We start from the raw sequence: 14,029 nt of genomic DNA on the forward strand, positions 1-14,029 counted from the left end.
TAGGATGAAGTCAAATTCATCCTGTAGAGGCGGTGTGTGTCCACCAAACAAATTTTAGTCATTGACGATGAAGCGGCAGTGCAAGAAGTGGTGCAAAGCTGCTTTGAGGAGTTGGCTGGGTGGACGGTCATCACGGCTAATTCTGGACAAGCAGGCTTAGAGCAAGCCCTGGCAAAAAAGCCCGATGCGATTGTGCTGGATGTGCTGATGCCAGACATTGATGGCATTACGCTGCTGCGCCAGTTGAAAGCCAGTCCGACCACAAAAGCGATTCCTGTCGTGCTGCTGACGATCGCGAGTGATTTTACTGACCCCGGTGGCTGTGACGCTTTGGGAGTGGTCGGCGCGATCGCCAAACCCTTTGACCCACTTGATTTGGTTGAGCAAGTGGCAGACTTGCTGGGGTGGGCGTTAGAACACCGGGAGGACTGTCTATGAATCTCTGCAAGACTCAGATACGGACATTTGAAGGTGATCGTTTACAGGTAACTATGAGTCCGCAACAATCTGAGTACAACGCCGATGAACTTGCCAGATTAGAGGCACTCGCCCGTTACCAGATTCTGGATACAGCCGCTGAAGCTGCTTATGACGATTTAACCCAATTAGCGGCTCAAATTTGCGGGACGCCGATCGCCCTGATTTCTCTACTCGATCACGATCGACAATGGTTTAAGTCGAAAGTCGGCTTAACGGTCTCAGAAACACCCCGCGCGATCGCCTTTTGCAACTACACAATTTTGCAGGCAGCACCCCTGGTTGTGCTAGATACTCTCCTGGATGAGCGCTTTGCGACCAACCCGCTGGTGACTGGCGATCCCAACATCCGGTTTTATGCAGGCATCCCGTTAACGACCCCAGACCACTATTGCCTTGGTACACTCTGTGTGATCGATCAAGTACCTCGTCAACTAAGCTCTGAACAAATGCAGGCACTGCAAGTGCTCAGTCGCCAGGTGGTTAGCCAGTTGGAGTTGTGCCGCCATTTGGCGGTATTGCAAGCAAGCGAACGTCGCTTACAGCAGAAAGTCCAGCAGGAAACATTAGTGCGAGTGGTGACGGAACGCATTCGCCAATCTCTTGATCTGGAAACGATTCTGACCACGACCGTCACTGAAATCCGGCAGGTGTTGCAGACCGATCGGGTGTTGCTTTTTCAACTCGAACCAGATGGTTCAGGATACGTCGTGCAAGAGTCGGTCGATGCCCATTGGCAGGCAACTTTAGGACGACACTTGGTTGATCCCTGTTTTCAAGCCGACTACATTCAGAAATATTTTGATGGACGAGTCAGTGCCATTGCTGATATTGATGACGGTAGCATTCAGCCTTGTCATGCTGAGTTTCTCAGGCAGTTGGATGTGCGGGCGAATCTGGTAGTGCCCATTATTCAAACGGGGCATCTGTGGGGCTTGTTGATTGCCCAACAATGTGCCCAGCCGCGCCAATGGTCTGAAGACGAAATTCAATTGCTGAAGCTACTGGCAGACCAGGTGGCGATCGCCCTTCATCAGGCATCCCTTTATCAACAAGTCCAAATTGAACTTGCAGACCGCATCCACGCCCAAGCCCAACTGCAAGAGCAGGCAATGCTGCTGGATGTAGCTATGGATGCCATTGTTGTGCGGGATCTTAACCATCACATTATCTTTTGGAATCAGGGGGCAGAACGGTTATACGGCTGGTCAAGCGAGGAAGTGTGCGGTCGATCGGCGACTGAAGTGTTGTATCGAGAGCCATACTCCCAGTTGGAAGACATCTACCAGATCGTCCTTGACCACGGAGCTTGGCAGGGCGAGTTGCCCCAACGCACAAAGGGGCAGCAGGAAGTGATTGTTACCAGCCGTTGGAGCCTGGTACGCTACCCCAATGGGCAACCGAAAGCCTTTTTGATTGTAAATACAGATATTACCCAGAAAACGCTGTTGGAGCGGCAGTTTCTCCGCACTCAGCGCCTGGAAAGCATTGGAACTCTAGCAGGTGGTATTGCCCACGATTTAAATAATGTGCTGGCACCCATCTTGATGGCAGTGCCACTGTTAGAAATGCAGCCTGAGAGTGCCAAGCGCCAGCATTGGCTGGAGGTGATTGAAGCAAGTGCTAGACGGGGCGCGAGTTTGGTGAAGCAAGTTCTGACCTTTGCCCGCGGCACCGAAGGCGAACGATCGCTCCTAGAAATGAAACATCTCATTTACGAAATCAAACACATTGCTGAGGAAACCTTTCCGAAAGCCATCAATGTCATAACCGATGTGCCGAACGAGCTATGGGCTATTTGGGGCGATGTGACCCAGATGCATCAGGTGCTCATGAATCTGTGTGTGAATGCCCGTGATGCCATGCCCAACGGTGGTCTACTCCGCATCAGCGCTGAGAATTGTGAGCTTGAAGCACAGGATATCCGCCTCAATTGGGGCGCGCAGGCAGGCACTTATATCGTGCTCACGATTACCGATACAGGCGCTGGCATAGCGTCAGACGTACTCGATCGCATCTTTGACCCTTTCTTCACCACCAAAGCAGTCGGTCAAGGTACAGGCTTGGGGTTATCTACAGTGATGACCATTGTCAAAAACCACCACGGGTTTGTAACTGTCGCTAGCCAGGTAGAGAACGGCACCAAGTTCAAAGTGTATCTGCCAGCAGTACAAGCCAGCGAACCGCAGTCATCGGTTATCTCGGCTTTTCCGCATGGGTCAGGAGAGTGGATTTTGCTGGCAGATGATGAAGACGCCATTCGGGAGGCTACCAAAACGATGCTGGAGGCATACGGATATCAAGTGCTGACCGCAAGTAATGGGATTGAAGCGATTGCACTCTATACCCGACATCAGGAAGATATCCAGCTCGCGCTCATGAATATCATGATGCCTACAATGGATGGAGCCGCGGCGATTCGCACTCTGCAAACCATCAATCCGCAGCTTAAAATTGTCGCCACCAGTGGCTTAACCACCCATGAAACTCTTACCGAGATGGGACTTCAGGTTAACCATTGCTTGTTGAAACCCTTTACTGCCCCAGAGGTACTCCTCACCTTACAGCAACAGCTCAAAGCTTGAAACCAATGAGGCATCGAAAAGCATTGCCCACAGCGATCTCCTGACTTCAAAGTTTCTTCAAACTCTTTCTCTACCTTGAAGGCATAGGCAAGCGGTTGCCCCAATTGAGCGCTCCTTTATGGGATTGCGACAGGATACGTGTAAAAACCCTTTGACCCATTCTGTTAGCCTGTTGACGTTGTAGGCACTCAAAATTCTCTCAGGATGAAAAACCTCAACCGCAGTTGCTACCTTACTCATGGCGACATACCCCAATTCTCAGAAATAGTGATGTTTAATACAAAAATAGTATTTTTTTAATAAGTACGGACTATGGCAGATCAACGGATAGTTTTTAGTCTGGAAGGGCTGGGAGAAAGTGTTTCCGTATCTTCCACTTATCAAATCGATATTTATAGAGTGAGAAAATATAAAAAATCTTCTTCTACGTTAAATTCCTTCAGGCACACAGAGTAGGGGAATAATTAAGTATAAACAGTGCCCATACTCTCAGCTTTGTGCGCCATGCCTCAAACTATTTTGTTAATAGATGATGCCGATGGCGATCGCGCGACTTACGATCGCTTTCTCCATCGGGATGACCAACAATCCTATCAGATCATCGAGTTTGACCATGGCAAAGAGGCTCTAATTTGGTGCCAAAACAATGTAGCAGATATCATTCTGCTCGATGATCAACTGGCAGATATGGATGGGTTAGAGTTTTTACGACAGCTACGGCAGCAGCAACCCACTGAAATCTTGCCCGTCATTATGTTGACCGATGTAGGCAACACTGCCGTTGCCATAGAGTCTCTCAAACTCGGTGCCCAAGAATATCTCGACAAACAGCAGATCGCGCACACCAATCTGCCGCAACTGATGCGGAGTGTTTTTCAGCAAGTTCAACTCAAACGGAAACTTTGCCGCCAGCAAGAACAACAGCAGGTTTTAATCGAGATGGCATTATGGATGCGCCAATCCCTCGATCCGCAAAGTGTGTTAGATGGTACTACTCAAGAGGTGCGCCGTTTTTTACAAGCGGATCGGGCATTGGTTTACCAGTTTGCACCCAGTTGGAGTGGCTCCATCGTCTCAGAAGCGACCGTAGCAGAGTATCCCGTCGTTTTGGGGCAACAAATTCAAGACACGTGCTTTCAGCAAAAGGGAGCTGACTTGGTCGCTTGGACTGGGTGTCCTTGGGCGATCGCAGACATTGAGCAAGCCAATCTAACCGACTGCCACCGGGAATCACTCAAGCGCTTTGCCATCAAAGCCAATCTGGTTGTGCCCATTCTGCAATATGTTCCAGACCAGCCGGATTCAACCCCAACCCCGTCTCTCTGGGGACTGCTGATTGTCCATCATTGTGCCGCTCCCCATGACTGGCAAGTAGAAGAACTAAATTTCTTAAAACAAGTTGCCATTCACTTATCTGGTGCCATTCAGCAAGCTAGCCTTTATCAGCAAGCCCAGACCGAACTGGCTGAACGAAGACGGGCAGAACTGGCACTGCAAGAAAGTGAAGCGCGATTGCGGTTGGCTCAGTCTGCCAGCAAATCCAGTGTCTGGGATTGGGATTTGCAAGCGAATACGCTGATCTGGTCACCTGAGTACTATGGACTCTACAAGCTTGATCCCAGCGTAGAACCGAGCTATGAAACCTGGTTAGCTTGCATTCATCCAGACGATCGCGACCAGGTGACGCAGAACATCTCTCAAGCTATAGAAAATGGCAATTCTGAGATTAGAGTTAACTATCGGGTGATCAGTACCGATGCCGTCCAATGGGTTGCCGAAATTGGGCAGATTTTTCGAGATGCCGCCGGAAAAGCAATCCGGCTGATTGGCATCACCATCGACATCACGCAACAGAAGCAAGCTGACATAGCATTGCAAGCCAGCAATGAGCAATTGCAAGCTATTAATCAGGATTTAGATCGCGCCAATCAAGCCAAAGATGCATTTCTGCGGATGATGAGCCACGAACTCCGCACTCCCCTCAACCCCATCTTGGGCATGGCAGATGCATTACAAGAAGAAATTTTTGGCAGCCTCAACCCTCGCCAAACCAAAGCAGTATCCAAAATCATTAACAACGGACGGCACCTGCTAACGCTGATCAACAGCATTCTCGAACTGGTCGATTTAGAAGCCAGTAAAATCAAACTCAATCGCCACAGAGTATTGGTAAAAGATTTGTGCGACGCCAGTTTGACAGCCATCCAATCTCAGGCAGAGGCGAAGTCGATTCAACTACAAACCTATATTTCACCGGAGATCAATATCGTTCAAGTCGATAGCGATCGCATGAAACAGGTGCTCACCCTGTTGTTAGAAAATGCCATCAAATTTACCTTAAAAGGTGGCACGATTACCCTGGCAGTCAGAGCGCGGACGGTCAGTTCTTCTCCCAATCCCTTAACAAATCTGTTTTTGCAATTTTCCATCCAAGATACCGGCATTGGCATTGCTCCAGAAAATTTGCAACACCTGTTCCAATTTTTTACCCAACTCGACAACCGCCTGAGTCGTAACTACGAAGGAATTGGCATCGGCTTAGCGCTGGCAAAACGGCTGGTAGAGCTTCATGGGGGGCATATCACGGTCGAGAGCCAGGAAGGTCATGGTAGCTGCTTCATCGTCAATATTCCCAGTTAAAGCTCTGCAAAGCGGACAACCTCCCAAGGGTGCAACAGAGGGGGTGGGTGCTGCTGCCAAACCCTACGATGGGATAATATTTAGAGACGCGTCTCTCCGCCGGGTTGACGGGTAGATGACGACTGATACCAATCTTTTATGAAGTTGCGCCAAACTAGAACCCCCTGTAGTCCCCCTTGGCAAGGGGGACGGCGACAGCCGGGGGTTGAATAAGGCGCTAGCTTCACATTAAATCGGTATGAGGATCGTAGATTAAATCAGATCGACTATTGGATCGTTTGTAGGGGCGAACAGCCGTTCGCCCCTACAGCAAATCATCGACGTTATCGGCTCTACGCAATCAGTTAGGACACTAGGGGGGTGGAGGCTGTGCCCCCACGCAGGGGTTTCACCCCTGCACCCCGTCCTAACCTTCCGTAGATCTGCCAAATTAGATCATTTGTACTATAGTAAAAAAGGAAAATGCGATCGCCCTGTCAAATTTCCTCACGTCTATGGCTTTCAGGCTGTTCAGTTGGGCAAATCAGCCATACTATCGTGGTTTATAGCCACTACCAGGCATCTTTATGCGAGTGAAGCGCATACGCCGCGATCGCCGTGTCCCTCAAGCTGTTGCCCCAAAACGTGCTAAGCGACGGCTTTTGGGATCTGTCACGGCTGTGAATGTGCTGATTAGCGTTGGCATTGTGGCGATCGCTCAACTCATTTTGGCAACTGCCCAACTCACCCCAGTTTGGCTCAACACTCTGTTGCTCGGCTTGCAACCGCAACGTCATAGCCGGGTAAACCCATTGCCGCCCGACGAGCAAAATCCGGGTCAACCAGATACCCAGGCTGAACCTGACCGCCATTATGCGGCAACCCATTCGCCAGATTACCCCTCTCACCGTTTTACACCCGAAGAAATTCGTTATTTTCTAGAAGTCGCGCTGGGGTCAGAGTTTGGCGATTCCACACCTGAAATTAAAAAGTGGCATGGGCATATTCAAATTAACGTCTATGGGTTTCCTACCGCAGAAGACCTCAATACGCTGAGAGCGGTGGTTACAGACATCAACGGTCTGGTCGATACGATTGAGCTGGATATGACTCTGCGATCGCCCCGGAACTCGACGAACGCCTCGCCTACCATCAACCTTTACTTTGTGCCTGAAGCCCAATTTAAGCGCTACGAAACCAACTACGAACCCCTCAACTACGGCTTTTTTTGGACCTGGTGGGAGCATGACCAGCTCGATCGGGCAAACGTTTTAATTTCCACCACCCATGTGACGCAGAAAGAAAGGTCGCATCTGATTCGGGAAGAGCTAACCCAATCGCTGGGGTTAATGAATGACTCTAACCGCTACGCCGATAGCATTTTTTATGCCCCCTGGACAACCACCACGAGCTATTCTGAAATCGATAAGGCGCTGATTGCGTTGCTCTATCATCCAGATATTCAGGCGGGAATGACTCGCCCTCAAGTCGTCAGGGTTTTGAGCCGCTTGCAGGTTGAAGACCAACAATTTCCATGCTCAACGGCTGAAATAGAGGGCGATCGCTCTGGTTCTGAGTCCGCTAATTGCGATCGCCTGTTAAAAAACTCCGTTTTGATTCGCGACAATCACTGAAACTCGTCCATAGGCTTTGCCCTTACGCTATGGCTGACCCATCCGAAAATGGCTGTAATCCAGCAGATCAGGGCAACCGCAAGCCGAAATAAAAAGAGTAAGGACATGGCAATGCCATGTCCTTACCCAGCTTCAGGGTCACTCTAGTTCACAAGTTTCCGAAGACAGGACTAATTGCGAGCTGCCCGATCCTGATCTTTTCCTTTGGCTTTTTCTTTTGCAAACTCTTGCATCCGAGAGACCACGTTGAAAGCACCTGCGCTGAGGTTTTGCTCGCTGCTTGCGATGCCTTCGATCGGACCACTGATTTCCTGGAACGCAGCCACACCGCCCTGTAGTTCTGCCACTCGGCGGAACCCAGCCTGACGCAATAGTCCAGCTGCCTCAGCAGTTTCGGCATCGTCTGCACCATAAACGTAAATGTCACGGCTTAGCTCCAGGCTAGACTGTGCCCGCTCAACCAGCGTATCCATTGGCATTGTCTGTGCGCCCGAGATACGGCAGTAGTTAAAGTCTTCGCGGCTGCGGACATCCAGAATCGTTAGTGCAGGTTCACCCCAGTTCAAGCGGGACTTGAGTTCATGAGCACTGGCATGAGTATGTAAATCTGGGGGCGTCGGAGTGACGTCAGGGAGTTTGTCTTTCGTTTTTCTAAGCGCGTCTTGTAGGTCTGCCATAGTAAATTATCAATCCAGTAACGTTGTCTAGCAAATGTAACAAGGTGCGCAACACTACCCCTCTTCCCAGGGGGAGAGCGATCTCAGGATCTGCCCTGTGGCAGAACGTAAATCAGTCAGCGGACTGAGCCAGATTTCCCCCTTTAGTGGCGATGACAAACGCACCCGTGACAAAATTTTTGACCTGGACTGGATCTCTGACCTCCAGTATTCAAACCCTACCTACCCAAGTTATGCACTTAATTGCGGCTTGAGAGGGCATTAACTCTCTTGTTGCTGCCGTGCGCAAACTCGCGGAACTTGCCCTTGATACTGGGGCAACTCGCATGGCGATCGCTCTGATTCACCGCCGCAACTCAAATTGATCAAATAAAACGGTGGGTGAATCGGGCTGGCGCGTATCGAAATAGTAACTGCTGACGGTTCCCATGCCTGTATCCAATAGGCTGAATACGGTAACGTCGTCACTGGCAATAAAGGCTTGGGGGTTGCCTGTTTCATCTAACAGGGGAGCCAGGGTTGGCACAATCGGGTCTAGACCATTTGGATCGCCGTTGGGCGCATAGGTTTGCTTAAAGCCGATGGGAATCTGGCGGCGAGTTTTTCCTACATAGGCACCGTAGGTATTGCCCACATTCGAGGATTCTAAAAAATGCATCCCGTTGGGACTCAGAAACCGATTCCACAGATGAGAATGCCCATAAAACACGAGATCAACACCTGCCGCTTCTAGCAACGGCACCACATCTCGAATCAAGTAATCTTCTTCTAACGTATATTCATAGCGCACTGATTGAATGTGATCGGTGCGATCGCGCTCGATCAACTGCGTGGGGTCAGTGTATGCCGGCACAATATTGTCACCCAGCGAATGGGGCGGATGATGCAACATCACAACCTGATAACGAGCCTGTTGAAAGTCAGCGCTGTTGAGTTCTTGTTTTAACCAGTTGTATTGCAGACTATCGCTCAGAATCGGTTCAAAAATATGTTGCCCATAGCCCCACTTTTCTGGGGTTTCAAGATCACCATCGCGTTCTCGATAACGACTTTTGGCACGCGGATCTAGACTGGGAACACGCCAGATATTGGTTGCCAATAAGACGACTAACCGGACATCCCCAACGCTGACGGCATAGTATTTTTCGCCGCCTGGACTCGTCTCTGGTAAGGAAAAAATTTCTTCATAGGTGTCTGTATTAAAGGAATGATCTTTCACCCAGGCTTCGCTGATAGTTGGATCATTTGTGGGGTTAATCTGCGCTGCATTGAGCGTATACAGTTGGGCAGCCACTTGTTTGGGAATGGGATCGTTGAATTGCTCACCTAAGTCAGTGGATAAAGCCCATCGTCCCATCACCTCATGATTGCCGATCGCTGTAAATAAGGGTGCCTGTTGTGCGATCGCCCCACCCTGATAGATCGTTTTCTGACCATCCCGATCGAGTTCGTAGTGGGCACGCCCCTGGAGCGCGGGGAAAAAGGCACTGCCTCGATTATCGTCAAACCATTCGGATGCGCGATCGGGGACATTCACCAGATCCCCCGCCATAAATACGGCATCCACCCGTCCCACTGTTTCCACAACTTTTTGCAGATTGGCAGGGGTCATCGGCATGAGTTGGTGGTCGGAGGTCAGCAAAATGGTCAACGGTTGACCCACCGTAGGTGATGCGGCAAGGGTAAAAGGATCACTGACTGCCCGACTGCCATCCGCTTGAGTACTGACCACTCGATAGGGCAGCCGCACCTGAGGAGACAAGCCTGTGACGATCGCTTCATGCCGCCAGATGGCTCGTTTTACAGGTTTGTGATACCGCTGTCCTTCCTCGACTTGCTCACCCACCCGCGATTTCTGGTCTTCCCGGACGCGACTGAGTGGGAACGTTGTGGCAGTGACGGTCGAAGCGAACTGGTCGCCATATTCAACCACATGGCGATCGCCCTCAAATTCTGTAAACCATACGACCCTGACAGAATCAGCCGTTGGCAGTTGCAAAAATGGATCGGTGAGTAAGGTTAAACTCGATCGTCGAGGGTTCCAGGGGATGGCGTTGAATAGCATCACCGCATAGGCGGCAATAGTAAACAGGGCGATCGCCGTCACGATAACGCGACCATTGGAATAGCGCGAAAAGATCATAAGTCACATTGGGCAATGCGATTGGCGATCGCTTCGATGGTAAAAATCCCAAACCGATCGCCTAAATGGGGTAAATGACCTGGAGGAGCCTCAAGGGTAAAGGTAAGTTCATCGTATCGCTTCCAGTGGTTTGGTTTTAGCACATGGTTAACCCGCCAACCAACGCGATCGCCAAACGTACTCCAGATCAGCGTTTTATCCCAAAAGGTTTGATGGCAATGGTGCCAGATCGGTTGCTGGACGCTGAAGCCAAATCGCCCTTTACTATATTGCAGCCAGAGATGATCGATCATCTGGAGGTCTTCGCAGGGAAAGTCAGCAAACAGAGGAAAGCGGGTCACATCGGTGGGCTGAAGTCCACCACCTTTATAGAGCAACTTACGGGTTTCTTGATCTGCCAATCGCCAATTGCGTGCCGCTAATAAATCTCGCAGGCGAGTGTAGTTGATCCCCTGGCTGGAAAATAGGGCGATCGCTTTCTGGACTCTGGGTTCGGGATGGTCTTTGAGTAATAAAAAAGCTGCCTTTTGCACGCTATCTGCTGGATCTCTTAATTTTTGGATCACCAGGTTTACCCCCGCTTCGCCCAGATCCAGGGCATCGGGCAGGGCATCAATACGGTGATCGACGTCGGAGCTGGTTAATTGCCGTTTCACAGTAGCCAGCAAAAAGCGATGCAGCGCTGTTTGCACCGCAGGATCAGAGCGATCGCGCAATAATTCATAGGCTCGCTGTTGCACCGCTTCCACCGGATCTTCTAATGCCAAGATCAACAGATCTAAGCCCGCCTGTCCGTGTTGCAACGCTTCCGTCAGTGCCCCTAACCGCTGGTCTAGCAACTTGCTACGCAGCCGTTGTTGCACCCCAGCTACCCCACCCAGCACCACCCCACCCGCTGGAGCGATCGCCCGTCCACCCAATACTGCATCCGATTTTCCGGGTCGTCTGGAGTGTCTTGCCACGCTTCTTTACCTCAGCCCACGCCCCAAAGTTTAATCGTTCGGTCTTCGCTGCCACTCGCCAAAAGCAGCGGGTCAGGATTGACGGCAACCGCACTGACCAAACTAGTATGCCCGCGCAAAACCCGTACCTCTTTGCCGTGCTGGAGATTCCAGATCCGGATCGTATTTTGGCTGCCACTGATCAGATGATGTCCGGCGGTCAGCGTCACCGAGGCAATACCACGGGGGCGAACCGTTTCCAGATCATCCCAGGGAAGATCGATGGCTTGCCCGTTGCGCAAGCTCCAGACTTTACAGCAATGGTCTTTGCTTTTGGTAATAAAAATGTGTTCATCCACACAGAGGGTGATGGTGAAAATCAAAGACGGTTCATGAATGACAAACTGTTCTTCCCGTGCCTCCAGATCCCATACCCGGATGGTGCGATCGCGACTGCTGCTGATCAGGGTTTTGCCATCAGGACTGAGGGCGATCGCGGTAATGCCACCCTGATGTCCTGTTAACGAATACAGACAATCGACCAGTGGGTAGAGATTGAATGCCTTTAAAGCCTTGTTAACAAAGCGTTCTGGGCGATCGCGCAAGCAAGCATAGGCGGCTTTCTGTACGGATAACGAGGGATCATCCAACAGGCGAATCACCAGCTTTAACCCGGCTGTGCCATAGGTCACGGCGTCTCGGATCGCTGCCACCCGTTCGGGGGCGATCGCACTGTTCAGGCGGCGTTTTACGCCTTCCAACCCACCCAAAACCAGGCTCCCAGCCGGAACTGCTACCTGTCCACCCAAAACCGCATCCTGGGCACTGGGTTGGGAAGAATGGGGAATCAACATGGGTCAGAGAAATCCTTGATCTACCTCGAAAATCCTTGCCCAGATGCTACGCCTGCCGAGATGTGATGGCTCCACCGTCGCTCTCTGAAAAAGAGTTGGGTTTTATTTAATCTACGACCTTGAGGATTTGAACTAATACTGTATCCTGAGAAATAAATCCGACACTTTTGCAGATATCCTGTTCTTAAACATGGATTCTTGTATGAACTCAGGCATCCGCATCTTACTCGTAGAAGATTTACAGGTCAATCAGAATTTGATTTTACAAATGCTGAAGCATTTGGGGTATCAAGCAGATGCGGTTGATAATGGGTTAGAAGCGTTAGAGCAGCTGTCGAAACAGCCCTATGACATTGTGCTGATGGATTGTCAGATGCCTGTTTTAGATGGGTATGAAGCAACACGGCAACTGCGCCAGCAAGCCGATCCTCACCGGGATGTCATCATTATCGGGGTGACGGCTCATGCTCTGATTGGCGATCGCGAAAAATGTCTGAATGCTGGCATGAATGATTACCTCAGCAAACCCATTCGCATGCAAGATTTGAGAGACTTACTGCACCGCTGGGGTGCCTCTATTAGGAGTTAAGAATGAGAGCTATCCAGTCGTGGATGGGTGCCCTCGTTTCTATAGGGCGGGTTAGAGCCAGTGCTGTGATGAAAAGCGTTGCTTTGCATCACAGCACCATCCGGGTTCTGAGTAGGTAATGCCATAACGTTTACTCGTCGGGCAACACAGGATTTTTGCAAGCCTCTAGATGCTGAGTTAACTGTTCAATCGTCAAGATGCCAAACTTATCGCCCATGTGGGGAAAATGCCCAACTGGCGCTTGCAGGGTAAAGGTAAGTTCGCTGTGTTTTTTCCAATAATTTTGCTTCAAAAGGTGGTTGACCCGCCAGCCAACTTTGTCGCCAAATCGGTTCCAGGCTTCGGTTTTGCTGTAGTACTTTGCCAGCAATGGAGCCAGCAGTTGTTGCTGCACACTAAATCCAAATCGCCCCTTGCTGCATTTCACCCACAGCTGATCGAGCGCTAGCAAATCACCACAGGGAATTTGGTTGATTTGAATGCCATATTGTTGATCGGACGGCGAAACACCTGATGCACTATACAAGAGTTTGCGGGTTTCTTGGTCTGCTAACCGCCATAACCCAGACTTCATGTATTTTTCGAGCTGAGTACAGTCAACGCTGGTGTAACCTTCGTAAGGGCTTGAACTAGTCATAGGACGGTACCAATGCACTGCTACAAGTCTGCCCCAGAATAACAAATTTATTTCGCCCCTGTTGAACGATCGCGCGTGTTGACTTTTGCTTCGTAATAGTGGCTGGCAACATATCCCAACGAATAGAGCAATGCAGCATCACTGGATGCGCCGACGACGGCACCGACAACGGGCACCAGTTCAACCAGGCTTAAGCCGGATTTGATGGCACTCGATCCGCCTATAGACATGCCATAGATTGCCAATACTTCTCCGCGTCGGGTTGGATCTTTAAGGGAAAAGCCATAGGCTGCGGCAATTTTGTACACCATCTCAGCCTGGAGTTGGGCGATCGCCGCGATATCAACCGCCATCAGCGTGAGTGCCACCGGAGGTAAGATATTGGTCGCCAGTCCCACTCCTGCGGCTTTAAACGTGTAGTCGAGGACAATGCGGTGGGTCAGTTGGGTGCGAGTTTCGTAGGGATATCGCTGCCGCAGATCAGCAATCTCTGCTTCAATTTTGGCTGCATCCACCTGCCCTAATGCCGTTGCCAGGTACTTGATCCCCGGCAGTTTGGCAATGTATTTCACCAACGAATGATCGGCGATCGGAGCGATCGCTTTGCCCACCGTTTCCGTGGCTTTTTCTAACACTTGATAGGCAAGAATTCCAGCCGCCTCTGCCAATGCCGCGATCGCCGATGGTGTCGGGTTCTCACCAAACGGTTGGGTCTGGCTGACCTGAATGGCTCCGTTTTCTGCCGCCTTTGATTCCACCCCTGCGTCTGTCATCCTATTCAAGCTCATAACGATTAAAAAGCTGCTTTTTCCTCATTCTCTGCCCCTTCAGCCATAGCAATTGAGTAGTTAGTTAGGACGGGGTGCAGGGGTG

General features: G+C 50.6%; 12 protein-coding genes. 6 read left to right on the forward strand and 6 right to left on the reverse strand.

The window, feature by feature from the left end; genetic code table 11:
- Positions 1-36: 36 nt before the first annotated feature.
- The 4 genes from ACR6Z4_RS23270 to ACR6Z4_RS23285 all read left to right on the forward strand — a co-directional run bounded on the left by ACR6Z4_RS23270 (position 37) and on the right by ACR6Z4_RS23285 (position 7,315).
- Positions 37-438 carry a response regulator gene (locus ACR6Z4_RS23270; RefSeq protein ID WP_479719719.1) on the forward strand — a complete coding sequence of 134 codons (402 nt, stop codon included), beginning with the start codon at positions 37-39 and terminating at the stop codon, positions 436-438.
- Between the two features lie 53 nt (positions 439-491).
- Positions 492-3,062 carry a GAF domain-containing protein gene (locus tag ACR6Z4_RS23275; protein ID WP_479719720.1) on the forward strand — a complete coding sequence of 857 codons (2,571 nt, stop codon included), beginning with the start codon at positions 492-494 and terminating at the stop codon, positions 3,060-3,062.
- A 504-nt stretch (positions 3,063-3,566) separates the two neighbouring features.
- Positions 3,567-5,702, forward strand: a complete 2,136-nt coding sequence (locus ACR6Z4_RS23280; RefSeq protein ID WP_479719721.1) for an ATP-binding protein — start codon at positions 3,567-3,569, stop codon at positions 5,700-5,702.
- A gap of 566 nt (positions 5,703-6,268) precedes the next feature.
- Positions 6,269-7,315 (forward strand): DUF2927 domain-containing protein, encoded by a 1,047-nt coding sequence (locus tag ACR6Z4_RS23285; RefSeq protein ID WP_479719722.1) that lies wholly within the window; start codon positions 6,269-6,271, stop codon positions 7,313-7,315.
- Between the two features lie 170 nt (positions 7,316-7,485).
- Here ACR6Z4_RS23285 and ACR6Z4_RS23290 read toward each other — a convergent pair whose 3' ends face one another.
- Positions 7,486-7,992 carry a rhodanese-like domain-containing protein gene (locus ACR6Z4_RS23290; protein ID WP_479719723.1) on the reverse strand — a complete coding sequence of 169 codons (507 nt, stop codon included), beginning with the start codon at positions 7,990-7,992 and terminating at the stop codon, positions 7,486-7,488.
- 97 nt (positions 7,993-8,089) lie between these two features.
- On the opposite strand from ACR6Z4_RS23290, the gene ACR6Z4_RS23295 reads away from it, so the two are divergent.
- Positions 8,090-8,257, forward strand: a complete 168-nt coding sequence (locus ACR6Z4_RS23295; RefSeq protein WP_479719724.1) for a hypothetical protein — start codon at positions 8,090-8,092, stop codon at positions 8,255-8,257.
- A gap of 78 nt (positions 8,258-8,335) precedes the next feature.
- Here ACR6Z4_RS23295 and ACR6Z4_RS23300 read toward each other — a convergent pair whose 3' ends face one another.
- Genes ACR6Z4_RS23300 through ACR6Z4_RS23310 form a run of 3 tightly spaced genes read right to left on the reverse strand, consistent with a single transcriptional unit; the run spans position 8,336 to position 11,930 of the window.
- Entirely contained in the window at positions 8,336-10,135 is a 1,800-nt protein-coding gene (locus tag ACR6Z4_RS23300; RefSeq protein ID WP_479719725.1) for a purple acid phosphatase family protein, read from the reverse strand.
- Positions 10,132-11,097: a GUN4 domain-containing protein gene (locus tag ACR6Z4_RS23305; RefSeq protein WP_479719726.1), complete on the reverse strand. Its 966-nt coding sequence runs from the start codon at positions 11,095-11,097 to the stop codon at positions 10,132-10,134. Before ACR6Z4_RS23305 ends, ACR6Z4_RS23300 begins: the two co-directional genes overlap by 4 nt.
- An 11-nt stretch (positions 11,098-11,108) precedes the next feature.
- On the reverse strand, positions 11,109-11,930 hold the full coding sequence (locus tag ACR6Z4_RS23310) for a WD40 repeat domain-containing protein (RefSeq protein ID WP_479719727.1): 822 nt from the start codon (positions 11,928-11,930) through the stop codon (positions 11,109-11,111).
- 202 nt (positions 11,931-12,132) lie between these two features.
- Here ACR6Z4_RS23310 and ACR6Z4_RS23315 point away from each other — a divergent pair, with 202 nt between their 5' ends.
- Entirely contained in the window at positions 12,133-12,519 is a 387-nt protein-coding gene (locus ACR6Z4_RS23315) for a response regulator (protein ID WP_479719728.1), read from the forward strand.
- Positions 12,520-12,649: 130 nt separating this feature from the next.
- On the opposite strand, the gene ACR6Z4_RS23320 is transcribed toward ACR6Z4_RS23315, so the two are convergent.
- Both ACR6Z4_RS23320 and ACR6Z4_RS23325 read right to left on the reverse strand, forming a co-directional pair.
- Positions 12,650-13,156, reverse strand: a complete 507-nt coding sequence (locus ACR6Z4_RS23320; RefSeq protein WP_479719729.1) for a GUN4 domain-containing protein — start codon at positions 13,154-13,156, stop codon at positions 12,650-12,652.
- A gap of 47 nt (positions 13,157-13,203) precedes the next feature.
- Positions 13,204-13,929, reverse strand: coding sequence for an EcsC family protein (locus tag ACR6Z4_RS23325; RefSeq protein WP_479719730.1), 726 nt, complete (start codon positions 13,927-13,929; stop codon positions 13,204-13,206).
- Positions 13,930-14,029: the final 100 nt, after the last annotated feature.

The organism is Calyptranema fuscum S582, from assembly GCF_055793305.1.

What these genes read in the sequence shown, in the direction of transcription:
- ACR6Z4_RS23285 (WP_479719722.1), top strand. Translation starts at nt 6,269, where the DNA reads ATGCGAGTGAAGCGCATACGCCGCGATCGCCGTGTCCCTCAAGCTGTT.
- ACR6Z4_RS23310 (WP_479719727.1), bottom strand. Translation starts at nt 11,930, where the DNA reads ATGTTGATTCCCCATTCTTCCCAACCCAGTGCCCAGGATGCGGTTTTG.
- ACR6Z4_RS23315 (WP_479719728.1), top strand. Translation starts at nt 12,133, where the DNA reads ATGAACTCAGGCATCCGCATCTTACTCGTAGAAGATTTACAGGTCAAT.
- ACR6Z4_RS23280 (WP_479719721.1), top strand. Translation starts at nt 3,567, where the DNA reads ATGCCTCAAACTATTTTGTTAATAGATGATGCCGATGGCGATCGCGCG.
- ACR6Z4_RS23325 (WP_479719730.1), bottom strand. Translation starts at nt 13,929, where the DNA reads ATGACAGACGCAGGGGTGGAATCAAAGGCGGCAGAAAACGGAGCCATT.
- ACR6Z4_RS23320 (WP_479719729.1), bottom strand. Translation starts at nt 13,156, where the DNA reads ATGACTAGTTCAAGCCCTTACGAAGGTTACACCAGCGTTGACTGTACT.
- ACR6Z4_RS23300 (WP_479719725.1), bottom strand. Translation starts at nt 10,135, where the DNA reads ATGATCTTTTCGCGCTATTCCAATGGTCGCGTTATCGTGACGGCGATC.
- ACR6Z4_RS23290 (WP_479719723.1), bottom strand. Translation starts at nt 7,992, where the DNA reads ATGGCAGACCTACAAGACGCGCTTAGAAAAACGAAAGACAAACTCCCT.
- ACR6Z4_RS23275 (WP_479719720.1), top strand. Translation starts at nt 492, where the DNA reads ATGAGTCCGCAACAATCTGAGTACAACGCCGATGAACTTGCCAGATTA.